Source organism: Bacillus thuringiensis (assembly GCF_001455345.1).
Lineage (GTDB): Bacteria > Bacillota > Bacilli > Bacillales > Bacillaceae_G > Bacillus_A > Bacillus_A thuringiensis_N.
On the sequence record NZ_CP013274.1, the window covers coordinates 1,184,886 to 1,208,810 of the forward strand.

Genomic DNA, 23,925 nt, shown 5'->3' on the forward strand with positions numbered 1-23,925 from the left:
AATGTTAGGGAGGGCAAATAAACAGCCTTCATAACGTTCTTTGCTTATTCTACAGATGTAAAAGAATCTTTTCCTTTTCAAAAAGTGAGATGTATCCACTAGTAGAACGTATTCACTAGTGGAATTTTCACTTTAGCGTGCTTTGTTTTGTTTGGCAAGGAAAAAGCGTTTTACTTTATTATTTGTATGACGGATTGGTATGTCGTGTTGCTTTAATAAATGAATAAAGGCAGCTTTTCCTGTTTCTTCATCTTGTACTTCAAATTCAATTTCATAATCATCGTGATTGTAATAAAAACTATGGTCAAAGACAAGCGTTCCGCCTTCAAATAACGTTTCAGCTCTTTCAGTTGTTAAACTACCCATATAAGTTAAAGTAGAAACAGGAATTTGTAGTTTGTGTAGTTGATCCATTACAGCCCCTGAAATAATTACGTTTGTTTCCATCATCATTCTTGCTTCGTCTTCTGTTACGACTTGATGAGTTTCCAACAAGCCAACTTCTGCAGGTTGTTTCAATGTTAATGTATAAGTTTCTTCTTTATGACGAATACGAAGTGCAGAGCCAGCTTCTTTTAACGAGAAGTTAGGTGTTTCAAAGTAGTGATTCACTTGTTTCGTAAATACCTCAATAGAAAACGATTTACATAATGTAACGAATTCTTCTTCTGTAACTATATTTTTAAATTCAATTTCAATTTCTTGTTTCATTGTATGCACTCCCTTTGATAAATAATTCTTTACACATTATCGCTTTTTCACAAATTTGGTTCAATGTTTTATTTGTTTGCGTCCATGTTATGATACAATAATACTGTTAAGTAAGACAGGAAGTTGAGATGGAGGAGTTAGAGCATGCAAAATAAAATCCAAGTTAAGAGCGTAGAAAAGAGAGAGAATGCTCTTATTTTTTGTGCGGAAAATAGTGAAATAGCGGTAAAGGAGTTAAGTGCGCGTAATCACGTACTTGTAGACTCAGATAATTTATCATTTTTATATATCTTAGAAAATGAATCATCTTTCATTTATGTAAGTATTCCGCACACATGCTGGGAAGCGATGCATGAAGCGATGAATAACGATGTGGTAATGTTTGTTCGCGTGAATGACATTGAAATGGAATTAGAAGGATTAAAAGAAGAAGTAGAATATTTAGTTGAAAATATTGAAGGTAATGCAAATTACGGAGAAGAACTAGTAACTGCTGTAGAAAAAGTATTTCTATAAGCAAATGGATTGATTTTGGTGGTGGTTGAAATGAATCGAAATTGGGAAGAATTTTTAGCACCTTACCATCAAGCGGTGGCAGAGCTGAAAGTGAAACTAAAAGGAATGCGTACTCAATTTGCAATGTTAACAGAGCATTCTCCAATTGAGTTTGTAACAGGAAGGGTAAAGTCGGTTGCAAGTATTATTGATAAAGCGGAGAAGAGAAATGTACCGTTAGACCGGCTGAGAGAAGATATGCAAGACATCGCGGGTCTTCGAATGATGTGTCAATTTGTTGACGAAATTAAGCCTGTTGTAGAATATCTTCGAAAACGAAATGATTTTGAAATCGTGGAAGAACGTGATTATGTCACGCAAAAGAAAGATAGTGGTTATCGTTCTTATCACGTTGTTATTAGTTATCCTGTTCAAACGATTCAAGGAGAACAAAAAGTATTGGTAGAAATCCAAATACGCACGTTGGCAATGAACTTTTGGGCAACAATTGAGCATTCTTTAAATTATAAATATAGTGGACGTTTTCCTGAAGATATTAAAATACGCTTGCAGCGTGCAGCGGAAGCAGCATTTTTATTAGATGAAGAAATGTCTTCTATCCGTCTTGAAATTCAAGAAGCGCAGAAAGTTTTTTCAAGAAAGCAAGAAACGAAAGATTCCGAATCATAAACTAAAGGGTGTTGGGCGATGAAATTTACAATTATGTCAAAGGGAGATCAATCATCAGATACACTGGCAAGCACGATGAAAGAATACTTGCTAGATTTTGGATTTATAATGGATGAACAGGAACCCGATATTGTAATTTCTGTTGGAGGAGATGGAACGCTTTTATATGCGTTTCACCGTTACTATAATCGATTAGATGAAACAGCATTTGTTGGCGTACATACAGGGCATTTAGGTTTCTATGCAGATTGGTTACCGACAGAAGTAGAGAAATTAGTAATTGCAATTGCTAAAACACCATTCCAAGTGGTGGAATATCCGCTTTTAGAAGTGATTATTCGCTATGTGAATGGGAGTAAAGAGTCACAGTATTTGGCGATGAATGAAGCGACTGTAAAAAGTGCAGAAGGTACATTAGTAACAGAAGTGGAAATACGCGGAGAGTACTTTGAAACGTTCCGTGGGGATGGCCTTTGTATTTCTACTCCTTCAGGAAGTACTGCGTATAATAAGGCGCTTGGCGGAGCGATTATTCACCCTTCTATTGAAGCGATTCAAATTGCAGAAATGGCATCTATTAATAACCGTGTGTTTCGTACGGTAGGTTCGCCGCTCGTATTGCCGAAACATCATACATGTGTGTTGAAGCCTGCTGCAGGAATGAACTTACAAATTACAGTGGACCATTTAACGATGGTTCATCAAGATGTGAAATCAATTCAGTATCGCGTTGCAAACGAAAAAGTACGATTTGTTCGTTTCCGTCCATTCCCGTTCTGGAAACGAGTTCGTGACTCGTTTGTTGCAGATAAATAGAAAGGGTTTATATATTTGAACAGATTTACATTGAAATGGGATATAGAATCGGCTGAAGAGGGAACTTTAGTTAGAGAATTTTTAAAAACAAAAGGGATTTCTAAAGCCGCATTAACGGATATAAAGTTTCACGGTGGAGCTATTGAAGTAAATGGTCAACATGCGAGCGTACGTCATCAGTTGCAAGCTGGTGAAGAATTACGTGTCTTTTTTCCGGTGGAGGAAAGAAGTGAAGGGATGATTGCAGAAGATATCCCTTTATATATTGTATATGAAGATAATGCGGTTCTTGTCATTAATAAAGAGGCGAATATGTCAACGATTCCGTCTAGAGAACATCCAACAGGAAGTGTTGCGAATGCGCTCTTATCTCATTATGATAAGCAGCATCTTGCAAGCACGGTGCATATTGTAACAAGATTAGATCGTGATACTTCTGGGCTTATGCTTATTGCAAAAAACCGTTTCCTGCATCATCTTTTATCGAAACAGCATCAACAAAAAGCTGTGAAAAGAACGTATGAAGCAATCGTTCATGGGGAGATGATAGAACGAAAAGGAACAATTGATGCACCGATTGGACGAAAGCCGGATAGCATTATTGAGCGGACGGTTTGTGATGATGGGCAAAGAGCAGTTACTCATTTTAGAGTGATTGATAGCGCCAATCATAAGACACATGTATCGCTTGAGCTTGATACAGGAAGAACACATCAAATTCGTGTGCATATGGCGCATATAGGGCATCCGCTACTTGGCGATAATTTATATGGTGGAAAAAGGGATGAAATGCAACGACAAGCACTTCATAGTACATCTTTGACGTTTTATCATCCTATTTTAGAGAAGGAAATGTCTTTCACTGCAACGATTCCAAGTGATATGCAAGAGGTATTAAAGCACGCTTAAAAAGGGAACAAAATTCTTATGTAACGAAGAATTTTGTTCCCTTTTTTCTTAGCGGAATAATATTAAAATTTGATTTTCACCCGTACGCTTTATAACGAAAAAACCACTTTCGGATTTTGTAGCAATGCCATCGTCATTTGGACTGCAATATCCATGGGTTTCGCAAGTGCCGTCATCCCGTACTAACATTTGTCCAATTAATCCGACAGGAAGCCACTCGGTACGATCTTTCCTTGCTATATATTTGCAAGCTGGATCCCATTCTGTATTTAAAAGTGGTTGTATGTCTTGTGATTCCGAGCGTACATATTGGCGTTTTCCAAAGCTATCTGTTTTGTAGCGCTTTTGCCAACTTAAAGCACCGCTATTTCCTATAAGAGCGGGGGTTGCACTAGATATTCCTAAAATGAATGAATCGTTTGAAGTAGCGATTCGAATTTTTTCTTCGCTACTAAATGTAACGAAATAACCTACATCAATAAGAGTATTGTCTGCTGTTTCAAACATTTGTGCAAAATCAGTTCCGCTTGCATTATAAGAAGCGCCATCAATATACATTTCTCCATTATGAGCAAGCCACTTTGCACCGATATTATGATCGGTTTCATTTGTTCCGTTTGCAATAAACCAAGAATATGATTCTTCTGCTGTGCCGAAGCGTCCCATAATATGGCTACCTGCAAAATGAGCTGTTGATGTATGATTACCTTCCGCATGAGAAGAGAATCCGTTAGCGATAGTAGCGGTTCCTTCTGCATGTGCTGCTTCGCCTAAAGCGATTGTATGTTTACCTTCCGCATGAGAATAAGAGCCACCTGCTATCGTTTCACTTCCTTCACTATGGGAACTATGTCCAGTTGCTTTTGTTTTTGATCCTTCTGCATGGGAGAAAGAAGCTTTTGCGTGTGTAAGAAGCCCTTCTGCGTGTGAAGCTGTACCCTCTGCATTAGAGTGCAGTCCTTCTGCATATGCATACCGTCCCCCTTTTTTTACTTTTGTATTTTCAGGTGTAGGGGTTTGAATTATAATAGTTTTTTCTGTTTGTATATCACCTGATGGTGCTAATGCTTCTTTTATTTTCTTCACTTGATTTATAATAGCAGCTGGAATTTCTGATTCCGCTTTTTTATTTATTGCTACAGGGATGCTTTCTTCTGTCTTTTTCTCTGTTTGCTCAGAAGGCATAACCTGTTCGTTATGAGTAGGAAGAGGATTATTTTTTTGCTGCATCTTTGTTTTTCTATTATCAATTATGCGGCTCATTACAGCATTTTCTAAAGAGACGTATTTCGGTCTAGCTTTGTTTTTGGGGGAAGCCTCTTGTCCTTCTAGTTCTTCTAAAGCTGCAGCTCGAATGCTGCACCAGTTGTTAATTCCGTACATGGGCAGATAAAAAGGCGGGCATTTTCTTTTTTGTTTAGAAGATTTTTTCTTCATTCTGTCACCTCCTGCGACAGTATATGCCGTGTAATGAAAAAAAGATGCACTTTAGTGCATCTTTTTTTCATTACTTTACCCAGTTTTTATATGAGAGCCACTTAAATGATACGATAATCCCTCGTAATTTATGAATGATACGTAAATAAGGGGAGTTATGAAATTGGGCGGAATTTCTCAGGGACAAAAGGCAGGGAGGAAGGGACTGAAACGGTCTCCATTTCGGGATAACGTAGTCCAGTTAGTTTGCCGCCAAATACAGCGCCAGTGTCAATATTGACTGTATGATTTACAAAGCGAGGTTCTTTTACAGGTGTATGTCCATATACAATCCAAGCTTGTCCTTTATATTCTTTTGCCCAGTCGCGACGGACAGGTGAGCCGTCAGCGTGTTTTTCTCCTGTAATATCACCATATAATACAAAGGTTTGTACTTTTTTATCTTGTCTTCCTATATAATCTTGCCGAATTCCGGCGTGACATACAAGTAACCTTTTCTCATCGAGTACGTGATATAAAGGAGATTGCTCGTAAAGTGTGATGAATTTTTCTTTTATAATGCTTTGTTTATGAGAAGGCAGTGCTTCATATTCAGCAACAGTTGTTTCGAGCCCATGAGCGATTGTTACATTACGCCCAAGGAAAAATCGGTATAGTTTATTACAGTGATTTCCCGGAGCGTAATAAGCTACTTTTTTATTTATGACAAGTTCCCATACAATTTCAATCATACGTAATGAATGAGGGCCTCGATCAGTAATATCACCAACAAACGCAATTTGACGTTGATCAGGGTGAATTGGCAGGTCACTATTCCAGTTATATCCGAGTTTCGTCGTTAAGTCTTGGAACTCTTGGAAGCATCCATGTATATCCCCTATAATGTCATATTTCATATTTAAACCTCCATCATATTTTTCATTAGTATATCTAAAAAAGGATAGAGATAAAAATATACCGTTTTTGTGCGTCAGTTGAACATAAAGATTTTCGTTCTTGAGCGAACGTTTAAAACAAATCCAATCGCTATCATGTATGTGAGTAAGGAACTTCCTCCGTAGCTCATAAGGGGTAATGTGATTCCTGTAATAGGTAATAATCCAATGGTCATCCCGATATTTTGAAATACTTGAAAAGTAAACATTCCGATTGTACCAGCACAAATGTAACTACCGAAAGGGTCATTACTTTCTAAAGCGATATGAATCATGCGGAAAATAAGTAGGAAAAAAAGTGCAATAATGACACTTGCGCCTAAAAAACCGAATTGTTCAGCGACATTAGTGAAAATAAAATCTGTATGTGGTTCAGGAAAGTATACTTGTCCATTTTCCCAACCTTTTCCTTGCATTTCCCCTGATCCAGTAGCTAAGAAAGCTTGTCTTAATTGATAGCCTTGCGCATCATATTTGTATGGCGCTAACCATCCGTAGAAGCGATTTAATTGATATTCTTGTAAAATGTGTGCTTTAAAGAATTTTGTATGAGTAAAAAAAATATAAGTTAATGTAAAGCCAGTTGCAAAAATACCGGAAATTAATCCGAAAATAAAACGCCAACGTATACCAGAAACTAGTATCATTGCTGCGAGCATAGCGGAAATTACCATTGTGTTTCCTAAATCAGGTTCCTTTGCAATAAGTAGTAGGGGCGGCAAACTTGTTGCGCATATTTTTCCGAGTAATAAAAAATCGTCGTGTATTGTTCGGCAAAAATATTTCTCATTGTGATTTGCTATAATTCGTCCGGTGACGATAATTAAAAACAATTTCATAATTTCAGAAGGCTGGAAATTTCCGATACCTGGAAGCTTGTACCAAGCGGTAGCACCTTTAATTGTAATGGCGCCTGGTACTTGAAGTTCTAGTCCAATAAGTAGTACCAATGCAAAGCTATATAAATACCAAGCAATTTTTTGATAACGATCAAAATCAATAATCATAATTACACCAATGGCTATAAACCCAATGAAGTACCATTGGATTTGCTTTAATACAAAATTTATATTTTGCAAAAATGATGGTAAAGAGGCTTGTGCACTTGCAATTGCAAAGCAACTAACAATCCCAATGGCAAATAAGATGAATAGTAATACGTAGTCTATTTGATATTGAGAATTTGGATCTTTCAATGTAGGTATTCCTTTCTATCGCCTAGTAAGTGTATGCATTATGTCATGATAAAAATAATATACAAGCAGACTATGCATACATTTATTCCACTATTTGTGTGAAGTCATACATCACAAAGAAGGAATAGCTCCTTCCTTGTGATGGATTATATGGCACGGAGTTCTTTTGTAATCATATTTAAACAATAGGAAAGACGTGCATGTGTATTTATATCTGGAATGAGGTTCGGAAATAGATTGTAATATTTGAACGCATTTTTATACCATCCGTAAGCTCTTATCAAACCCTTTTTATAATGTTTGGGGTCTTGTAAGAAACCATACTTTTTTGAGGTTAAAACGAGATGAGAAAAATCTTCACAGCCTTCAAGGAATTTGTGACGTACTTGCTGTCCAGAATGAACGCGGAAGGAACTTAAAGGCTCAGTGATATACATGGCATCACCTTTTGAAAGTAAATGGATCCAAGAGGCCATATCAACACTACAACCATATTTTCTGCCATTTAAAGTGCCGAAAGGTTCTGTTAATAGACTTTTTCTAAAGAGTACGATTGTAGGTTCGCCGATAATATTTTGTCCCGCCAAAAGCATACGGTTTCCAAAATCTTTCCCATTGAGTAGAGTATCTTCATCATATAATTTTTTCATGGAGGGGTGTTGTTCAATTATATCTCCATCATCATTGATCCAAGTACGATAGGATGTGATAAGTGCAAGGTTTTTATTTAAGTCTTGTTGGAAATAAAACATCATTTTTTCAATTTTATTATTACAAAATATATCATCGTCCATTAAGAAATTTATGTACTCTCCATTTGACTGTTCTAAGAGCATAAGGGCGTTATGAAATTGTCCTAAAGTAGAGGGATTTCGAATGTACGTTATATGTTTATGCTTATGTAAATAATCTCTGTATATTAATTTTTCTGTTTCATTATTTGTGCTATCGTCTCCTACAATAATTTCAATATTTGAATACGTTTGTGCTAAGGCACTTTCTAGAGCAATTTTAAAATAATGTGGTCGATTATAGGTGGGAATAAGGATGGAAACGAGAGGTGGATTTTTTATATTATCCATATACAACTACCTTTCAGAAATTTTTTGTGTAAGAATAATATCTTGATAACTTGTGTGTTCAGTTCTGCCACACCATGAACCATAATGGGAAGGAGTCTGCACTTCTAGCCCATATTTATTTAATAGAGTACGAATATCTTCCTCAGGATAGGCAACTGCGAAATTCGGGATATCTTTATTTAGAACATAACAATTGTCAATTTGGTGATAAAAACCTAACGTACTTAGTCCTGCATTTAAGTAATAGGAAGATTCAGGATTAATTAAAAAGAAAGTAATAAAACATCTCCCATCTTTTTTCAAAACTCGAGAAATTTCACTTAAGTAATGCTCTAATTCTTTCGGGAGAAGATGGGTAAATACAGACGTTAAAAAAATAAAGTCAAATGATTCATCTTCATATGGAAACTTGTATTGGGAAGCATCTTCTTTTCCATCGGGATTGTAGAATTGGTTATATATATCGACATGTTCAAAATGAAAATTGTTACGGCGTGTTGAAATGTTATTTTTGCACCATGTAATGCCCTTATTAAATAAGTCAAATCCATAATAAGCACCATCATCGCTTAAATAGTTCATTAATGGAACCGCCATCCGGCCGATACCGCATCCTACATCTAACACTGTTTCATTTGATTTTAAATTGCCAATTTCAATAAAATACTGTATAAACTCTTTTCCGACTTCTTCAAAGTCACCACCTACATATTGAACGAGTTCTGGGGGTGGAATTAATGTGATTTTTTTCTCATTTTCGTTCATACATTCACTCCGTCCTTGTAGTAAAGTAAGAAATTTTTATTGCCTATACAAGTTAATCATTTATAGTGAGGGGAACTTTACACGATTGGTTCTTATGAATCCGTAGTGTGATAGCCCCCCCTCAAAAGAATAAAATTGTATTCTATTCCTTTCGCCAATAAATACCGAAATCATCAATTTGAGTCATAGGAGCTTTTATATTTCTTTCACTTCTGAAATCTGTTACAGCCTCTGCGCATGTTATCAATCCATAATCATCAATAATAATAAAGCCACCTGTTGAAACTTTATCATATAAATTTACAAGACTATCCATCGTTGATTCATACATATCACCATCAAGGCGAGCAATTGCAATTTTTTCTACCGGTGCTGAAGGCAATGTATCTTTAAACCAACCCTTTAAAAATTTTACCTGATCATTTAATAAATCGTATTTTTTAAAGTTTTCTTGCACTGTTTCTAAAGAAACTCGTAAGTAATCAAATGTGTGCAAATAATCACCGTAATCTTTCGGATATTGTTCTAAGTTAGGTGCGGGCAGACCTTCAAACGAATCGGCAACCCAAACAGTACGATCCTTAATGTTGTTTGCTTGTAAAAATCCATTCATAAAAATGCATGATCCTCCGCGCCATACACCAGTTTCAATAAAATCGCCTTCTATATTTTCCCTGACTACAGTTTCCATCGCCTCTTGTAATTGATTCATACGCTTTCGCCCAACCATACTGTGTGCAGCTCTTGGCCAATCCTTGCCACCTTGACGCTCATTGTTTGAAACGTTAGGATTAACGATTTTTAAATTGTGATTTTCTACATACTGCTTAAGAAATAAAGGAAGTGGAACCGTAACTGGTTCATATGATAGTTCTTTAGATATATGTAACGAAGCAGGTAAGTATGGTTCGTATTCTAACCATATTTCAAATAAAATTGTTTTCTTTAGTAACTCAAGATAAAGCTGGACAGCCGATTTATTTTCCATATAAGTGCCTCCTGCGGAATGTCATACAACATTATGACTATGTAGAAAAGAAGGATTTAATGATTGAATTTACCAATGAAAAAGCAGTAAAACTGATATCAGTTTTACTGCTAGGGAAAAAATTAAGCGATTTTTTCAATAATAATGGATGCACTCGTACCAAGAGCTAATGATAATCCAAGTCCTGTAACAATTACTTCAACTAATGATGGAGTTGTCGTAATTTGCGTAATTGCTTGAACAACGATAGGTGCTCCAACTGAGATTAAAGTCGTTCCAGTACCAGGGACAGGTACCCCATTTACTTGGATTGTAAGTCCTCCTAATAGACTTACGGCTGCAGTATATACGATAACAGTGATTTTATAGAATCCAGTTTCACTAATTACGAAAGTATCGGCATCTAATTGAGAAATTGCTGTGCCAAACTGAGATCCAACAGTATTAAATGGTACTGGAGCATTAAGTCCAAGATCCAAAGAAATTCCACCGGAGTTAAATGCATATAATCCTGCTGGAAGTCCTAGCCCTGATGGTCCAGTCGGTCCAGTTGGCCCAGTCGGCCCAGTCGGTCCGGTAGCACCAGTTGGCCCAGTTGGTCCAGTAGCACCAGTGTCACCAGTTGGCCCAGTTGGTCCAGTAGCACCAGTGTCACCAGTTGGCCCAGTTGGTCCAGTAGCACCAGTGTCACCAGTTGGCCCGGTTGGTCCAGTAGCACCAGTGTCACCAGTTGGCCCGGTTGGTCCAGTTGGCCCGGTTGGTCCAGTTGTACCAGTGTCACCAGTCGGTCCAGTCGGTCCAGTTGGCCCAGTTGGTACAGTTGGCCCGGTAGGCCCAGTCGGTCCAGTCGGCCCAGTCGGTCCGGTAGGAAGTGTAAACGGTGGTATTGGTGGTAATGTTGGCCCTACAAGATTAGGGTCAAATGCACTAGCTGATAAAGATTCATCGGGATTCAATCCATCTGAATAATTATTATTTGACATAAATTCACCTCCATAAAGCGTTCATTATATAGTAGATGCAAAACCGGAAGAAAATGACACGGACATTTGAATTATTGAAAAGAAATCTTAAACTGCTTGTGCAAGTTAAAAAAGTGGAAAGTTTATTGTATGTATAACATATGATTGATTTGGAAGAGGGTGATTATGTTGAACAAGCAAGGAATTACAATTAGTTTATGTATGATTGTTCGAGATGAGGAGGATACAATAGGTCGATGTTTAGATGCAGTCGGAAAAATTGTTGATGAAATTATTATAGTTGATACAGGTTCCATTGATCGAACGAAAGAAATTGTAGCTCAATATACCTCTAACATATATGACTTTCCATGGATTAATGATTTTGCGGCAGCGAGAAATTTTTCTTTTTCAAAAGCAACGCAAGAGTATATATTGTGGCTAGATGCAGATGACGTATTATTAGAAGATGCTCAAGAAGCATTGAAACTCTTAAAAAGAGAATTAGATCCTAAAATTGATGCTGTTTCGATGCCTTATCATCTTGCATTGGATTCTAGCGGGAAACCTTTATATTGTACAAAAAGAAATCGACTTGTAAAGCGTGAAAAACAATTTCAATGGTTTGGAAAGGTTCATGAATATTTAGCTATTTCTGGTGAAACTTTTAGTAGTAATGTTGCTATTACACATAAAAAAGAAAAAAAGGTAACAAATCGTAATTTGAAAATTTTTCAAGATGCTGTAGCAGCTGGAGAAGAATTGAGTCCGAGAGATTTATTTTATTACGCGAATGAATCTATGGATAATCAAAAATATGATGATGCAGTTATGCTATATGAAACATTCCTTAATCAAGACGAAGGATGGTATGAAGAGAAAATTTATGCATGTGGTAAGTTAGGGGATTGCTATGCAAAGCTTGGATCATGGGAAAAGGCAATTGAATCTTGCGTGAAGTCGTTTCGATATGATGTTCCTAGAGGAGAGAATTGTACAAGAATAGGATATATATATATGGAACAACAAAAATATAACGAAGCGATATTTTGGTTTAAACTTGCAACGGAAGTACCAATGGCGACGGAGAGTCCGTTTCATAGTCCAGCGAGCTACACATGGCTTCCCTATTTACAAATGTGTATTTGTTATAGCAAGTTAGGAGAGCAAGATAAAGCTTATTATTACAATGAACTAGCAGCTTCTTATGTTCCGAATAATGCTGCAATTGAATATAACCGCAAATATTTTCGGGGTGTTTTTGATAAACAATATAAATCGTTATAGGTTGTTTTTTTTAGAAATGACTTATCACGATTCTAACTCTAATAGATTGGCTATATAGTAAAGTATCGGTGTACTGGTTACATTTATAGACTTCCTATGAAGTTTATATTTCAAATTCAATTTGTATAAGGAGTGTGTGAAATGAATCCCCAAAAAAATTCTTTATATGAAGAAAAATCTGTGCATTATTATAATGCAGTGAATCCGAATTTATTAAAGCATATAAAAAAGGAATGGAAAGAAGTTCTTGATATCGGTTGCTCGAGCGGTGCATTGGGAGCGGCTATTAAAGAAAATGGAACACGTGTATCAGGAATTGAGGCATTCCCAGAGGCAGCAGAAAAAGCAAAAGAAAAACTAGATCATGTTGTTTTAGGTGATATAGAAACAATGGATATACCGTATGAGAAGGAGCAATTTGATTGCGTCATATTTGGGGATGTATTAGAGCATTTATTTGATCCGTGGGCTGTAATAGAAAAAGTAAAGCCATATATAAAAGAAAATGGTGTGATTTTAGCAAGTATACCAAACGTTGCTCACATTTCAGTATTAGCGCCGTTACTTGCTGGAAATTGGACGTATACAGAATATGGTTTATTAGATAAAACGCATATTCGTTTCTTTACATTTAATGAAATGCTCCGAATGTTTTTAAAAGCAGGTTATTCGATTAGTAAAGTAGATCGTGTATATGTTGATCATAAAATGTACGAACCACTTATTGAGGAATTATATGGAATTTGTAAAAAATATCGTCTTGGAAGTGGCTTCATGGCTGAGACGGTCGTATTTCAGTATATTATTGAAGCAGAAAAATCACAGCTATGAGTGCTGCTGAAAAAACAATATTATTTGTTACATGTATAAATGATCGGAAAATGTATGCACAGTGTGTACGACATATATTGAGCTTAGCAGTGCCTCCAGGGTATACTGTACAATTTATGCCAATTCGGAATGCGAAAAGTATGACGAGCGGATATAATCAAGCGATTTCGCATCCAGCGAAATATAAAGTATATATACACCAAGATGTTTTCATTATGAATGTGGCATTTTTATATGGATTACTTCAATTATTTGACGAACATGAACATCTTGGAATGATTGGAATGATTGGAGCCCAATATGTTCCTCCAAACGGGATATGGAATGAAGGCAAGGGAGTTGTTGGGAAAGTAATTGGTTATATGAACGATTTATTTTATATGGCAACTCAAGAACAGCCGTATCATGACTCAAAAACATTTATGCCTGTGGAATGTATCGACGGTTTATTGATGGCAACGCAATACGATATTCCCTGGCGAGAAGACTTGTTTGATGGGTTTGACTATTATGATGTATCTCAGTCATTTGAATTTAGAAAAGCTGGCTATACAGTTGGGGTTCCTGTACAGCGTGATGCGTGGTGCATTCACTATCATATTGATGTGAATATGACCAACTATGACAAGTATAGAAAGATATTTGTGGAGAACTATATGTCAGATGTAAATCAAGACGAATAGAGGGGCTACAAAATGAAGGATCGTACAATATTAGTTGTTGTTTGTGTAAATAATGAAGAGCTATTTGAACAATGCGAGAGACAAATAAGAAACCTTTTTGTTCCCCCTGATTATGTCGTACAAATTTTTCCGATACGAGATGCGAAAAGTATGGCAAGCGCATATAACCGAGCACTTTCATATCCCGCGAAGTATAAGGTTTATATACATCAGGATACTTATCTTATTAATCGAGAGATGTTTTATACACTTATTTCCCTTTTTAAAGATAATGAAAAGCTCGGCTTAATTGGAGTAGCTGGAGCCCAATTTTTACCGAGTAACGGGATATGGTGGGAAGGGAAAAATTTAGTAGGGAAAGTGATTGAGTACAGAAGACGGAATTATCAATTATTAAATTTAGATCAGGGGTTTTACGGAAGCCAATCTTTTATGTCGGTGCAGGCAATTGATGGCTTATTCATGGCAACGCAGTATGATATTCCGTGGCGAGAAGATTTGTTTCAAGGGTTCCACTTTTATGATGTATCACAGTCTTTAGAGTTTCAAAGGGCTGGTTATTTAATTGGTATCCCAAATCAATCAAATTTATGGTGTATTCATTATAACGGAGATGAATTTGATGCGGATACATATGAGAAAGATCGAAAAGTGTTTGTAGAACAGTATAAAGATATTTTATCTCCATCATAAGGGAGAGATGCAGAGTGAAAGGAATTATTTTAGCAGGTGGTACTGGATCGAGGCTATATCCAATAACGAAAGTAACGAATAAACATTTGCTTCCTGTTGGACGTTATCCAATGATTTATCATGCGGTATATAAGCTGAAACAATGTGAGATTACAGATATTATGATTATTACAGGTAAAGAGCATATGGGAGATGTTGTTAGTTTTTTAGGAAGCGGTCAAGAGTTTGGCGTGTCCTTTACGTATCGTGTGCAAGATAAGGCTGGCGGAATTGCACAAGCATTAGGGCTTTGTGAAGATTTTGTTGGGAATGATCGCATGGTAGTTATATTAGGCGATAACATTTTTTCGGATGATATTCGTCCGTATGTTGAAGAGTTTGCAAATCAAAAAGAAGGTGCGAAAGTACTGCTGCAATCTGTAGATGATCCTGAGAGATTTGGTGTAGCGAATATTCAAAATCGTAAAATAATTGAAATTGAAGAAAAGCCGAAAGAGCCGCAAAGTTCCTATGCAGTCACAGGAATTTATTTATATGATTCGAAAGTCTTTTCTTATATAAAAGAATTAAAACCTTCCGCAAGGGGAGAGCTTGAAATTACAGATATCAATAATTGGTATTTAAAACGAGGGGTACTTACTTATAATGAAATGAGCGGTTGGTGGACTGATGCAGGAACTCATGTTTCTCTTCAAAGGGCGAATACGTTAGCGCGGGATATAAACTTTGGTAAACAGTTTAACGGAGAATAGGTGAGAACATGAAAGTTATAGAAACAAACTTTACCGACGCGAAATTGTTAGAACCGAGGTTATTTGGAGATGAGCGTGGCTTTTTTACTGAAAGTTATAATAAGAAGGTGCTAGAAACATTAGGAGTTACGTATTCATTTGTACAGGATAATGTTTCGTATTCGGCAGAAGCGGGAACGATTCGGGGATTACACTTTCAAAAAAATCCAAAAGCACAAACGAAACTTATTCAAGTTATGCAAGGAGCAATTTATGATGTTATCGTTGATTTGCGAAAAAATTCACCAACGTTTAAACAGTGGAGAGGATATATTTTAAGCGCGGATAATCATCGGCAATTATTAGTGCCAAAAGGATTTGCACATGGTTTTTGTACACTTGTCCCGCATACTATTGTTATGTATAAAGTAGATGAGTATTATAGTGCTAATCATGACTCAGGGGTACTTTGGGACGATAAAGACTTAGCAATTCCATGGCCGGTAACAAGTCCTATTTTGTCTGATAAAGATCGAATATTACCGTTACTTCAGGAATGTGAAGATAGTTTTTGAGTAGGAGAGTTGTTTATGAATATATTAGTAACAGGTGGGGCCGGATTTATTGGAAGTAATTTTGTTCATTACATGTTACAAAGCTATGAAACATATAAAATTATTAACTTTGATGCATTAACATATAGTGGAAACTTAAATAATGTAAAGTCTATTCAAGATCATCCGAATTACTATTTTGTAAAAGGGGAAATTCAAAATGGAGAGCTGCTGGAGCACGTTATTAAGGAACGTGACGTGCAAGTAATTGTCAATTTCGCAGCTGAATCACATGTGGACCGTAGTATTGAGAATCCGATGCCTTTTTATGATACAAATGTAATTGGGACAGTCACCTTATTAGAATTAGTAAAAAAATATCCACATATTAAACTCGTGCAAGTATCAACAGATGAGGTGTACGGCTCTTTAGGGAAAACAGGTCGATTTACAGAGGAAACACCGTTAGCTCCAAATAGTCCATATTCTTCAAGCAAAGCGAGCGCCGACATGATAGCTTTATCTTATTATAAAACATATCAATTACCAGTTATAGTAACGCGTTGCTCCAATAACTATGGGCCGTATCAATATCCTGAAAAATTAATTCCATTAATGATTACGAATGCGCTGGAAGGAAAAAAATTACCGTTATATGGTGATGGATTAAATGTAAGAGATTGGTTACATGTAACGGATCATTGTAGTGCGATTGACGTTGTTCTGCATAAGGGGCATATAGGAGAAGTATATAATATAGGTGGAAATAATGAAAAAACAAATATAGATGTTGTGGAACAAATCATTACTCTCTTAGGAAAAACGAAAAAAGATATTGCGTATGTTACAGATCGTTTAGGTCACGATCGTCGTTATGCGATTGATGCACAAAAGATGAAGAATGAGCTCGGGTGGGAACCGAAGTATACGTTTGAGCAAGGATTACAAGAAACAGTGCAATGGTATGAGAAGAATAAGGAATGGTGGAAACCATTAAAACAGTAAGGGGCATATAAATGAAAGAACGGGTTATCATAACAGGAGCAAATGGTCAATTAGGAAAGCAACTACAAGAAGAGTTAAATCCTAAAGAATATGACATATATCCATTTGATAAAAAGTTACTAGATATAACAAATATATCCCGAATGCAGCAAGTGGTACAAGAAATAAGACCACATATCATTATTCATTGTGCAGCGTATACGAAGGTTGATCAAGCTGAGAAAGAGCGAGATCTTGCTTATGTAATAAATGCAATAGGGGCTCGAAATGTAGCGGTTGCTTCACAATTAGTTGGGGCGAAGTTAGTTTATATTAGTACGGATTATGTATTTCAAGGCGACAGACCGGAGGGGTACGATGAATTTCATAATCCGGCGCCGATCAATATATACGGGGCTTCTAAATATGCGGGAGAGCAGTTTGTCAAAGAGTTACATAATAAATACTTTATCGTTCGTACATCGTGGTTATATGGTAAGTATGGAAATAATTTTGTGAAAACGATGATACGATTAGGGAAAGAAAGAGAAGAAATATCTGTTGTAGCGGATCAAATCGGTTCTCCTACGTATGTGGCGGATTTAAATGTGATGATTAATAAGCTCATTCATACTTCTTTATACGGTACGTATCATGTATCAAATAGAGGTTCATGTTCTTGGTTTGAATTTGCCAAAAAAATATTTTCGCATGCAAATATGAAAGTGAATGTAGTACCTGTTTCGACCGAAGAATTTGGGGCAGCGGCAGCGAGGCCGAAATATTCTATCTTCCAACATAACATGCTACGATTAAATGGTTTTTTACAAATGCCTACTTGGGAAGAAGGATTAGAGCGTTTTTTTATAGAAACAAAAAGTCATTAACAAAATTTAAGTTAATGACTTTTTTGTTTGCCTTTAAGAGGTTTTATGGTACTATAATTATAGTATCAGGTACTAATAACAAGTATAAGTATTTCTGGGAGGATATATCATGGAACTATTACAAGGGAAAACATTTGTTGTTATGGGCGTTGCGAACCAAAGAAGTATTGCGTGGGGAATTGCTCGCTCTTTGCATAATGCAGGTGCAAAATTAATCTTCACATATGCAGGAGAACGTTTAGAGAGAAACGTTCGTGAATTAGCGGACACATTAGAAGGGCAAGAATCACTTGTATTACCTTGTGATGTAACAAATGATGAAGAACTTACAGCTTGCTTTGAAACAATCAAGCAAGAAGTTGGTACAATTCACGGTGTAGCACACTGTATTGCTTTTGCAAATCGTGACGATTTAAAAGGTGAATTTGTAGATACTTCTCGCGATGGATTTTTACTTGCACAAAATATTAGTGCATTCTCTTTAACAGCTGTAGCAAGAGAAGCGAAGAAAGTAATGACAGAAGGCGGAAATATTTTAACGTTAACATATCTTGGCGGCGAGCGCGTTGTGAAAAACTATAACGTTATGGGTGTTGCGAAAGCTTCATTAGAAGCGAGCGTGAAATATTTAGCAAATGATTTAGGGCAACATGGCATTCGCGTTAACGCTATCTCTGCAGGACCAATTCGTACGTTATCTGCAAAAGGTGTAGGCGACTTTAACTCAATCTTAAGAGAAATTGAGGAGCGCGCACCACTTCGTCGTACAACGACTCCAGAAGAAGTTGGGGATACAGCAGTATTCTTATTCAGTGATTTAGCACGCGGCGTAACAGGAGAAAACATTCACGTTGATTCAGGGTATCATATCCTAGGATAAATATAATATTAAATTTTAAAGGACAATCTCTATATGTTGAGATTGTCCTTTTTATTTGTTACTGGAAAGAACGATTTTTAACGAAAGTTCTTACCACGTTATGAATATAACTATAATAGTACACGATTTATTCAGCTACGTATGGAAGTGGGAGGGACGAGTGTGAAGAATAAAAATAAAAGTTCAACAGTTGGAAAACCGTTGTTATATATTGCACAAGTAAATTTGGAACTTGCTGCACCGAAAATAAAAAGAATTATCTTAACAAACTTTGAAAATGAGGATCGAAAAGAGGAAAGTAATAGAAACGAAAATGTTGTAAGTAGTGCTGTGGAAGAGGTAATAGAACAAGAACAGGAACAACAAGAAGAGCAGCAAGTAGAAGAAAAAATAGAAGAAGAGGAGCAAGTACAAGAACAGCCAGAGCCAGTGAGAACTGTTCCGTATAATAAATCATTTAAGGATATGAATAATGATGAGAAAATTCATTTCTTATTAAACCGTCCTCATTACATTCCGAAAGTAAGGTGCAGAATAAAAACGGCTACAGTTTCTTATGTTGGATCAATCATATCGTATCGTAATGGCATTGTATCCATTATGCCGCAAAATAGTATGAGAGATATTAGGTTGTCTATAGATGATATCCAATCGATTAGTATGGCCGGCTTTTAAATATGTAAAGGTGGTAGAAATCTTCTACCACCCCAATAGTTTTTTTGTTTACTTCACTTATTAGATAGAAACGTCGCGTAAGCACTGAATCGCACAGAAGCAGTTTAAATCAACAGTAAGACAAGTGTTAGTCGATACTAATCTTGCATTTGGTACAGCTAAAAACGTACAAATTGGATCATCACCAGGTGGTACAGGAGAACCGTCACCTAATACTACAGTTAATACACGTAGCACAGCACAGCTATCATCATCTACACTTTCCACACGGAAAATTGGAGATCGGCAGCTAACAAGGCTTGCAGTTGGTGCAAATGCTTCAAAAGGTTCTCCAGTTTTTGTGTATAAAATAAAAGGGCGTGTATTTGCTACTGAAGCACTATTGTGTGCTCCTAAAAATGGGATTTCACAACCAGATCCACACGTTGTTGTAGAACAATCTTGTAATTCATTGATGAATTTTACAACGTCAACTACACAATGAGAAGAGCCATGGTGTTTATTTTCGTTACAACTCATTAATGTCACTCCTTATCTTCTTGTTTGTATTTACATTAATAAGATATTGGAGTTGAGGAGATTTGGTCACAATCTCAAGACCTTTTTTTTTAAATAGGCGAAAGAAGATAAAGGAAGGTGGAATTATGCTGTTTACAAGTTGGCTTTTATTTTTTATTTTTGCGTTAGCTGCTTTTAGGCTAACCCGTTTAATTGTTTATGATAAAATTACAGCTTTTTTGCGAAGGCCGTTTATTGATGAATTAGAGATTACAGAGCCGGATGGAAGTGTATCAACTTTTACAAAAGTAAAAGGGAAAGGATTAAGAAAGTGGATTGGCGAATTATTAAGCTGTTATTGGTGTACAGGTGTATGGGTTAGTGCTTTTTTATTAGTTTTATATAATTGGATTCCTATCGTTGCAGAGCCGTTACTTGCATTATTAGCTATTGCAGGAGCAGCAGCAATCATTGAAACGATTACAGGATACTTTATGGGAGAATAATATATTTTCATAATACGAGAAAATGCGGAGTTTAAAAGAATGAGGGAACGGAAATAAAAAGTTGTTCATATAGTAAATAGACAGAATTGACAGTAGAGGAGATGTTTGCTGTGAGCAATAATCCAAGGCAAAATTCATATGACCTGCAGCAATGGTATAACATACAGCAACAGCACCATGCACAACAACAGGCATATCAAGAACAATTGCAACAACAAGGTTTTGTGAAGAAAAAAGGATGTAATTGTGGTAAAAAAAAGAACACAATAAAACACTATGAAGAATGAAACACTCATGTTACTGTGAGTGTTTTTTATTATATATAAAAAGCGGTATTTCTGTATTAGAAATACCGCTTTTTACTAGCTAATTTGTGCAACTGTTAGTGCTGCAGCACGGATGTCTACAGTTCCAATTAACTCGACTGGTACAATTTGAATTAAGTCACCAGGGTTTAAGTTAATAAGAATAACACCGCTGGATACGTCTACTTCACCAGTACCAATAACGTTAGAACGAACCGCTGTACCTGATCCAGGAATTATGTTAGCTGGTGTATTTAATGATAAGAAGAAACGACCAGCTTCTGGTGCAACAGGTACATTATCAAGACTAATTGTTAATGTATAACTGATTTGATAAATACCAGCTCGTAGAATTCGGATGCCGTCTCCGACACTTACTGTATCATTTATTACAGGAACAGTAATATTTGGGTTTGGACTTACGCTAGGTAATAGTAGTGGTGTAAATAATGAAGCGAACTGAGGTGCAGACGCGTTGAAAGCAAAACCGAAGGCAGGTAGTGTACTAGCTGGTTTTGCCTCACAATCGATTTTAGTAAATTCGCAATCAGAAGAGAACATGTTTTTCACTCCTTTATCTGTTTCTACTTTCAGTTAATGAAAAGGACAGGTTCTATGTTCTAGACAAGTTCCCAATTTTAAGAAATTTACATAATAATACTCGTTAAGCATGGATTGGGTGGCAGATAATTCTGCCACCCAATCCATGCTTAACTCATTATTTAGATTTAAATCGTAACATCGCGTAAGCATTGAATAGCGCAGAAGCAGCTTAAATCAACAGTAAGACAAGTGTTGGTTGATATTAATCTTGCATTTGGTACAGCTAGAAACGTACAGATTGGATCGTCACCAGGTGGTACAGGAGAAGTATCACCTAATACTACAGTTAATACACGCAATACAGCACAATCATCATCATCTATACTCTCGACACGGAAAATTGGAGATCGGCAGCTAGAAAGGCTTGCAGTTGGTGCAAATGCTTCAAAAGGTACTCCAGCTTTTGTGTATAAAATAAAAGGACGTGTATTTGCTACGGATGCACTATTATGTGCTCCTAAAAATGGAACTTCGCAACCAGATCCACATGTTGTGGTTGCACATTCTTGTAATTCATGTATAAAACGAACGACATTTGATACACAGTTGAAATCACAATCGTGATGATGATGGTCTTCGTTACAATTGCAGCTCATTATGTTCACTCCTTATCGTGAGTTCTGACATACACTATTACAATATGAATGAGGTATGGTTGATATTACGTTAATTCTTACGATAAAAGCAGGGAATTTATATAGTAGGGATGTACATAATGCAATAAAAAAAAAGACATCCTTATTTAGTGGATGTCTTTTCAGGTAAATCTTTTCGCATTGTATATAAAAAACGAGATATATCTAATTTCTTTCCTCTAAAAAATTGCGGAGAGGAAATGTAAAGTTCTTCTTTCGCACGTGTAATTGCGACATAAAGTAGTCGGCGTTCTTCTTCTAAAGCTTCAGAAGTCTCTGTAACACGATCGTTTGCATCTTTTAAAGAAGAAGTATGGGGTAGAATACCATCGCTCGCTCCAAGTAAAAAGACGCATGGAAATTCAAGGCCTTTTGCGTTATGAATAGACATAAGTGAAACAGCATCTTTTTGCGGCATTGTTTTTAATGCTTCCATTTCCTTTTGACCTTGAATTGCTTCACCAATAAATTGTAAATAAGCTGGAATATCGGTGAAACGATTTGCCGATTCCATTAATTCTTCTAACATTTCTTCTTGTATATCTTTATGCATCGTAAAGGAAGAACGATCGTTACTTTGTAAGTACTCTAAATACTTTCCTTTACCATGAATAATTTCTTTTAATGCTTTTTTCGGTTCTAATTCTTTTATAAATTTAATAAAATCGATACGCTCATTTACCTTTTTCACTTGAAAAGGTTTTAAGCTTGGATTTAATAGTAAGAAATGAAGAAGAGAAGGAAAACGACCTTCACCATACTTCCATTGTTCACGTTCAATAAATGAAATACAATCATCACGCCCGATATACATCGTTGGTAATATATTTGAAAGTGATTCTAATCGAAACGGTTCAATTACGAGTCGTAAATGATCCAATACAGGCTTAATTAGAGAATGTTCATAAAATGATTGACTCGCACCGTGCTTAATAAACGGGATTTTATGAATTGTAAGCTGATCAAGTAACGAACGGCTTACGGAATGTGTGCGATACAGTAAACAAAAATCTTTATAGTTTCGTTCACCGCTAGCTATCTTTTCTTGAATGAGCTGCAAAATTTGGTTTGCTTCATCAAGAGTCGTAGCAGGTCTTGCGTAAAAAGGTTGTACACCTTCTTCGCGAACAGAATATAGCTCTTTATCAAAACGTTCTTGATTTAGTTTGATAACTTCATTTCCAAGTCCGACGATAAAAGGATTGGATCGATAATTTGTATTCAGTGCGATAATCGTAGTGTTATCAAATTCTTTTGGAAAAGATAAAATAATTTGGTGACTTGCTCCTCGCCAGCCGTATATCGCCTGGTCGTCATCACCTGCGATAAATAAATTATTTCTTGGCGTGGCTAACAATTTTACAATTTCATATTGTGCATACGATGTATCTTGGAACTCATCTACTTCAATATAGTGGAAACGTTGTTGTAATTGGGTAAGCAAGGGAGCATTATTTTCTAACATATAATATGTTTCTAATAAGATGTCATCGAAATCAATATAATTATATCGTTGTTTCACTTCTTCAAAACGCTCGTATACTTCTTTAAATTCTTGTTCAACGGGTGTTTTTGCTTTTACATCTTTCGGACGATTCAATTTGTTTTTCTCAAGTGAAATCATCGCGAGCATCGTTTCAGCATCATAATCGTCTTTTAAGCGTAACTCTTTTAAAATTTTCTTTATCATAATTTGCTTATGTTTTTCGTTTGCTAAAATTTGCTGATTATATCCTTGACTACGAAGCAATTTTAAAAAGACAGAGTGGAACGTACCAGCAACAACGTAGCTACTTGCCGCATGATTCATACCCGGTAAATTTGCTACACGATTTCGGATTTCTTCAGCCGCTTTTTGTGTAAATGTAAGCAATAAAATATTTCGCGGATGAACTTGTTTTACATTTACTAAATAACCTACGCGGGTTGTTAAAACAGATGTTTTTCCGCTTCCGGCACCAGCCAATGTAAGAACAGGACCTTCTGTCGTTCGTACGGCCTCTAACTGTTTCTCGTTTAAAAATACATTTTGCTGTTCGAGAGCGCGGAAATACGCCGCATCTGCATCTTCTTCCATAATTAAATGGGTAGATGTTTTCGGAATATGATATGTTGCACGTGGAATATCAGCGTGCGTTAATGATTTTTGTGAAAATTTTTCTTGTGTCATATATTCACCTTCAAAAC

At 36.3% G+C, this 23,925-nt stretch carries 28 protein-coding genes; 16 read left to right on the forward strand and 12 right to left on the reverse strand.

What is annotated here, in order from left to right; all coding sequences use genetic code 11:
- Positions 1–132: 132 nt before the first annotated feature.
- Positions 133–711 (reverse strand): CYTH domain-containing protein, encoded by a 579-nt coding sequence (locus tag ATN06_RS06270; RefSeq protein WP_060629951.1) that lies wholly within the window; start codon positions 709–711, stop codon positions 133–135.
- A 144-nt stretch (positions 712–855) separates the two neighbouring features.
- On the opposite strand from ATN06_RS06270, the gene ATN06_RS06275 reads away from it, so the two are divergent.
- The 4 genes from ATN06_RS06275 to ATN06_RS06290 are packed head-to-tail and all read left to right on the forward strand — an operon-like array spanning position 856 to position 3,621.
- Positions 856–1,227, forward strand: a complete 372-nt coding sequence (locus ATN06_RS06275) for a UPF0738 family protein (protein ID WP_048553937.1) — start codon at positions 856–858, stop codon at positions 1,225–1,227.
- 30 nt (positions 1,228–1,257) lie between these two features.
- Entirely contained in the window at positions 1,258–1,896 is a 639-nt protein-coding gene (locus ATN06_RS06280) for a GTP diphosphokinase (protein WP_060629952.1), read from the forward strand.
- Between the two features lie 18 nt (positions 1,897–1,914).
- Positions 1,915–2,712, forward strand: coding sequence for an NAD kinase (locus tag ATN06_RS06285; protein ID WP_000673195.1), 798 nt, complete (start codon positions 1,915–1,917; stop codon positions 2,710–2,712).
- A 15-nt stretch (positions 2,713–2,727) separates the two neighbouring features.
- A complete protein-coding gene (locus ATN06_RS06290; protein WP_060629953.1) occupies positions 2,728–3,621 on the forward strand; it encodes an RluA family pseudouridine synthase in 894 nt (297 codons plus the stop codon).
- Positions 3,622–3,669: 48 nt separating this feature from the next.
- Here ATN06_RS06290 and ATN06_RS06295 read toward each other — a convergent pair whose 3' ends face one another.
- From ATN06_RS06295 to ATN06_RS06325, 7 genes are all read right to left on the reverse strand, one after another.
- Positions 3,670–5,058 (reverse strand): peptidase G2 autoproteolytic cleavage domain-containing protein, encoded by a 1,389-nt coding sequence (locus ATN06_RS06295; protein WP_060629954.1) that lies wholly within the window; start codon positions 5,056–5,058, stop codon positions 3,670–3,672.
- Between the two features lie 155 nt (positions 5,059–5,213).
- Positions 5,214–5,954, reverse strand: a complete 741-nt coding sequence (prpE, locus tag ATN06_RS06300; protein WP_060629955.1) for a bis(5'-nucleosyl)-tetraphosphatase PrpE — start codon at positions 5,952–5,954, stop codon at positions 5,214–5,216.
- Between the two features lie 74 nt (positions 5,955–6,028).
- Positions 6,029–7,189: an FtsW/RodA/SpoVE family cell cycle protein gene (locus ATN06_RS06305; protein WP_060629956.1), complete on the reverse strand. Its 1,161-nt coding sequence runs from the start codon at positions 7,187–7,189 to the stop codon at positions 6,029–6,031.
- 146 nt (positions 7,190–7,335) lie between these two features.
- Positions 7,336–8,271, reverse strand: a complete 936-nt coding sequence (locus ATN06_RS06310) for a glycosyltransferase family 2 protein (RefSeq protein WP_060629957.1) — start codon at positions 8,269–8,271, stop codon at positions 7,336–7,338.
- Between the two features lie 6 nt (positions 8,272–8,277).
- Positions 8,278–9,036 carry a class I SAM-dependent methyltransferase gene (locus tag ATN06_RS06315; RefSeq protein WP_060629958.1) on the reverse strand — a complete coding sequence of 253 codons (759 nt, stop codon included), beginning with the start codon at positions 9,034–9,036 and terminating at the stop codon, positions 8,278–8,280.
- 142 nt (positions 9,037–9,178) lie between these two features.
- Complete coding sequence (locus ATN06_RS06320) at positions 9,179–10,024, reverse strand: TylF/MycF family methyltransferase (protein WP_060629959.1); 846 nt, start codon at positions 10,022–10,024, stop codon at positions 9,179–9,181.
- 122 nt (positions 10,025–10,146) lie between these two features.
- Positions 10,147–11,007 carry a BclA C-terminal domain-containing protein gene (locus tag ATN06_RS06325; protein ID WP_060629960.1) on the reverse strand — a complete coding sequence of 287 codons (861 nt, stop codon included), beginning with the start codon at positions 11,005–11,007 and terminating at the stop codon, positions 10,147–10,149.
- Between the two features lie 165 nt (positions 11,008–11,172).
- Between ATN06_RS06325 and ATN06_RS06330 the strand changes: the two genes are divergently transcribed.
- From ATN06_RS06330 to ATN06_RS06375, 10 genes are all read left to right on the forward strand, one after another.
- Entirely contained in the window at positions 11,173–12,273 is a 1,101-nt protein-coding gene (locus ATN06_RS06330; RefSeq protein ID WP_060629961.1) for a glycosyltransferase, read from the forward strand.
- A gap of 141 nt (positions 12,274–12,414) precedes the next feature.
- Positions 12,415–13,104, forward strand: a complete 690-nt coding sequence (locus ATN06_RS06335; RefSeq protein ID WP_060629962.1) for a class I SAM-dependent methyltransferase — start codon at positions 12,415–12,417, stop codon at positions 13,102–13,104.
- Positions 13,101–13,787: a glycosyltransferase family protein gene (locus ATN06_RS06340; RefSeq protein WP_060629963.1), complete on the forward strand. Its 687-nt coding sequence runs from the start codon at positions 13,101–13,103 to the stop codon at positions 13,785–13,787. The genes ATN06_RS06335 and ATN06_RS06340 overlap by 4 nt, the downstream gene beginning before the upstream one ends.
- 12 nt (positions 13,788–13,799) lie before the next feature.
- Positions 13,800–14,480 carry a glycosyltransferase family protein gene (locus tag ATN06_RS06345; RefSeq protein WP_000654997.1) on the forward strand — a complete coding sequence of 227 codons (681 nt, stop codon included), beginning with the start codon at positions 13,800–13,802 and terminating at the stop codon, positions 14,478–14,480.
- A gap of 14 nt (positions 14,481–14,494) precedes the next feature.
- The gene (locus ATN06_RS06350) at positions 14,495–15,232 is read left to right on the forward strand and encodes a sugar phosphate nucleotidyltransferase (RefSeq protein ID WP_060629964.1); all 738 of its coding nucleotides are present in this window, start codon (positions 14,495–14,497) and stop codon (positions 15,230–15,232) included.
- A gap of 8 nt (positions 15,233–15,240) precedes the next feature.
- Positions 15,241–15,786: a dTDP-4-dehydrorhamnose 3,5-epimerase gene (rfbC, locus tag ATN06_RS06355; protein ID WP_060629965.1), complete on the forward strand. Its 546-nt coding sequence runs from the start codon at positions 15,241–15,243 to the stop codon at positions 15,784–15,786.
- Positions 15,787–15,801: 15 nt separating this feature from the next.
- On the forward strand, positions 15,802–16,770 hold the full coding sequence (gene rfbB, locus ATN06_RS06360) for a dTDP-glucose 4,6-dehydratase (RefSeq protein WP_060629966.1): 969 nt from the start codon (positions 15,802–15,804) through the stop codon (positions 16,768–16,770).
- An 11-nt stretch (positions 16,771–16,781) separates the two neighbouring features.
- Positions 16,782–17,636 carry a dTDP-4-dehydrorhamnose reductase gene (rfbD, locus tag ATN06_RS06365; RefSeq protein ID WP_060629967.1) on the forward strand — a complete coding sequence of 285 codons (855 nt, stop codon included), beginning with the start codon at positions 16,782–16,784 and terminating at the stop codon, positions 17,634–17,636.
- Between the two features lie 109 nt (positions 17,637–17,745).
- Positions 17,746–18,516, forward strand: a complete 771-nt coding sequence (fabI, locus tag ATN06_RS06370; RefSeq protein ID WP_000421885.1) for an enoyl-ACP reductase FabI — start codon at positions 17,746–17,748, stop codon at positions 18,514–18,516.
- A 141-nt stretch (positions 18,517–18,657) separates the two neighbouring features.
- Complete coding sequence (locus tag ATN06_RS06375) at positions 18,658–19,191, forward strand: spore coat CotO family protein (RefSeq protein ID WP_088116156.1); 534 nt, start codon at positions 18,658–18,660, stop codon at positions 19,189–19,191.
- Between the two features lie 60 nt (positions 19,192–19,251).
- Here ATN06_RS06375 and exsY read toward each other — a convergent pair whose 3' ends face one another.
- The gene (exsY, locus tag ATN06_RS06380; protein WP_060629969.1) at positions 19,252–19,710 is read right to left on the reverse strand and encodes an exosporium assembly protein ExsY; all 459 of its coding nucleotides are present in this window, start codon (positions 19,708–19,710) and stop codon (positions 19,252–19,254) included.
- A gap of 125 nt (positions 19,711–19,835) precedes the next feature.
- Here exsY and ATN06_RS06385 point away from each other — a divergent pair, with 125 nt between their 5' ends.
- On the forward strand, positions 19,836–20,195 hold the full coding sequence (locus ATN06_RS06385; protein WP_000899662.1) for a DUF1360 domain-containing protein: 360 nt from the start codon (positions 19,836–19,838) through the stop codon (positions 20,193–20,195).
- A gap of 101 nt (positions 20,196–20,296) precedes the next feature.
- Positions 20,297–20,482 carry a hypothetical protein gene (locus tag ATN06_RS06390; RefSeq protein WP_003266501.1) on the forward strand — a complete coding sequence of 62 codons (186 nt, stop codon included), beginning with the start codon at positions 20,297–20,299 and terminating at the stop codon, positions 20,480–20,482.
- Between the two features lie 75 nt (positions 20,483–20,557).
- Here ATN06_RS06390 and exsF read toward each other — a convergent pair whose 3' ends face one another.
- From exsF to ATN06_RS06405, 3 genes are all read right to left on the reverse strand, one after another.
- A complete protein-coding gene (exsF, locus tag ATN06_RS06395; protein WP_060629970.1) occupies positions 20,558–21,061 on the reverse strand; it encodes an exosporium protein ExsF in 504 nt (167 codons plus the stop codon).
- Positions 21,062–21,228: 167 nt separating this feature from the next.
- Positions 21,229–21,699 (reverse strand): spore coat protein CotY, encoded by a 471-nt coding sequence (gene cotY, locus ATN06_RS06400; RefSeq protein ID WP_060629971.1) that lies wholly within the window; start codon positions 21,697–21,699, stop codon positions 21,229–21,231.
- A gap of 142 nt (positions 21,700–21,841) precedes the next feature.
- Positions 21,842–23,908 (reverse strand): ATP-dependent helicase, encoded by a 2,067-nt coding sequence (locus ATN06_RS06405; RefSeq protein ID WP_060629972.1) that lies wholly within the window; start codon positions 23,906–23,908, stop codon positions 21,842–21,844.
- Between the last annotated feature and the right edge of the window lie 17 nt (positions 23,909–23,925).

Coding starts and splice junctions, on each gene's coding strand:
- ATN06_RS06375 (WP_088116156.1), top strand. CDS start 18,658: ATGGAAGTGGGAGGGACGAGTGTGAAGAATAAAAATAAAAGTTCAACA.
- exsY (WP_060629969.1), bottom strand. CDS start 19,710: ATGAGTTGTAACGAAAATAAACACCATGGCTCTTCTCATTGTGTAGTT.
- prpE (WP_060629955.1), bottom strand. CDS start 5,954: ATGAAATATGACATTATAGGGGATATACATGGATGCTTCCAAGAGTTC.
- cotY (WP_060629971.1), bottom strand. CDS start 21,699: ATGAGCTGCAATTGTAACGAAGACCATCATCATCACGATTGTGATTTC.
- ATN06_RS06270 (WP_060629951.1), bottom strand. CDS start 711: ATGAAACAAGAAATTGAAATTGAATTTAAAAATATAGTTACAGAAGAA.
- rfbC (WP_060629965.1), top strand. CDS start 15,241: ATGAAAGTTATAGAAACAAACTTTACCGACGCGAAATTGTTAGAACCG.
- ATN06_RS06315 (WP_060629958.1), bottom strand. CDS start 9,036: ATGAACGAAAATGAGAAAAAAATCACATTAATTCCACCCCCAGAACTC.
- rfbD (WP_060629967.1), top strand. CDS start 16,782: ATGAAAGAACGGGTTATCATAACAGGAGCAAATGGTCAATTAGGAAAG.
- exsF (WP_060629970.1), bottom strand. CDS start 21,061: ATGTTCTCTTCTGATTGCGAATTTACTAAAATCGATTGTGAGGCAAAA.
- ATN06_RS06390 (WP_003266501.1), top strand. CDS start 20,297: ATGTTTGCTGTGAGCAATAATCCAAGGCAAAATTCATATGACCTGCAG.
- ATN06_RS06310 (WP_060629957.1), bottom strand. CDS start 8,271: ATGGATAATATAAAAAATCCACCTCTCGTTTCCATCCTTATTCCCACC.
- ATN06_RS06295 (WP_060629954.1), bottom strand. CDS start 5,058: ATGAAGAAAAAATCTTCTAAACAAAAAAGAAAATGCCCGCCTTTTTAT.
- ATN06_RS06385 (WP_000899662.1), top strand. CDS start 19,836: ATGCTGTTTACAAGTTGGCTTTTATTTTTTATTTTTGCGTTAGCTGCT.
- ATN06_RS06340 (WP_060629963.1), top strand. CDS start 13,101: ATGAGTGCTGCTGAAAAAACAATATTATTTGTTACATGTATAAATGAT.
- ATN06_RS06275 (WP_048553937.1), top strand. CDS start 856: ATGCAAAATAAAATCCAAGTTAAGAGCGTAGAAAAGAGAGAGAATGCT.
- ATN06_RS06335 (WP_060629962.1), top strand. CDS start 12,415: ATGAATCCCCAAAAAAATTCTTTATATGAAGAAAAATCTGTGCATTAT.
- ATN06_RS06280 (WP_060629952.1), top strand. CDS start 1,258: ATGAATCGAAATTGGGAAGAATTTTTAGCACCTTACCATCAAGCGGTG.
- ATN06_RS06330 (WP_060629961.1), top strand. CDS start 11,173: ATGTTGAACAAGCAAGGAATTACAATTAGTTTATGTATGATTGTTCGA.
- ATN06_RS06405 (WP_060629972.1), bottom strand. CDS start 23,908: ATGACACAAGAAAAATTTTCACAAAAATCATTAACGCACGCTGATATT.
- ATN06_RS06325 (WP_060629960.1), bottom strand. CDS start 11,007: ATGTCAAATAATAATTATTCAGATGGATTGAATCCCGATGAATCTTTA.
- rfbB (WP_060629966.1), top strand. CDS start 15,802: ATGAATATATTAGTAACAGGTGGGGCCGGATTTATTGGAAGTAATTTT.
- ATN06_RS06285 (WP_000673195.1), top strand. CDS start 1,915: ATGAAATTTACAATTATGTCAAAGGGAGATCAATCATCAGATACACTG.
- ATN06_RS06345 (WP_000654997.1), top strand. CDS start 13,800: ATGAAGGATCGTACAATATTAGTTGTTGTTTGTGTAAATAATGAAGAG.
- ATN06_RS06320 (WP_060629959.1), bottom strand. CDS start 10,024: ATGGAAAATAAATCGGCTGTCCAGCTTTATCTTGAGTTACTAAAGAAA.
- fabI (WP_000421885.1), top strand. CDS start 17,746: ATGGAACTATTACAAGGGAAAACATTTGTTGTTATGGGCGTTGCGAAC.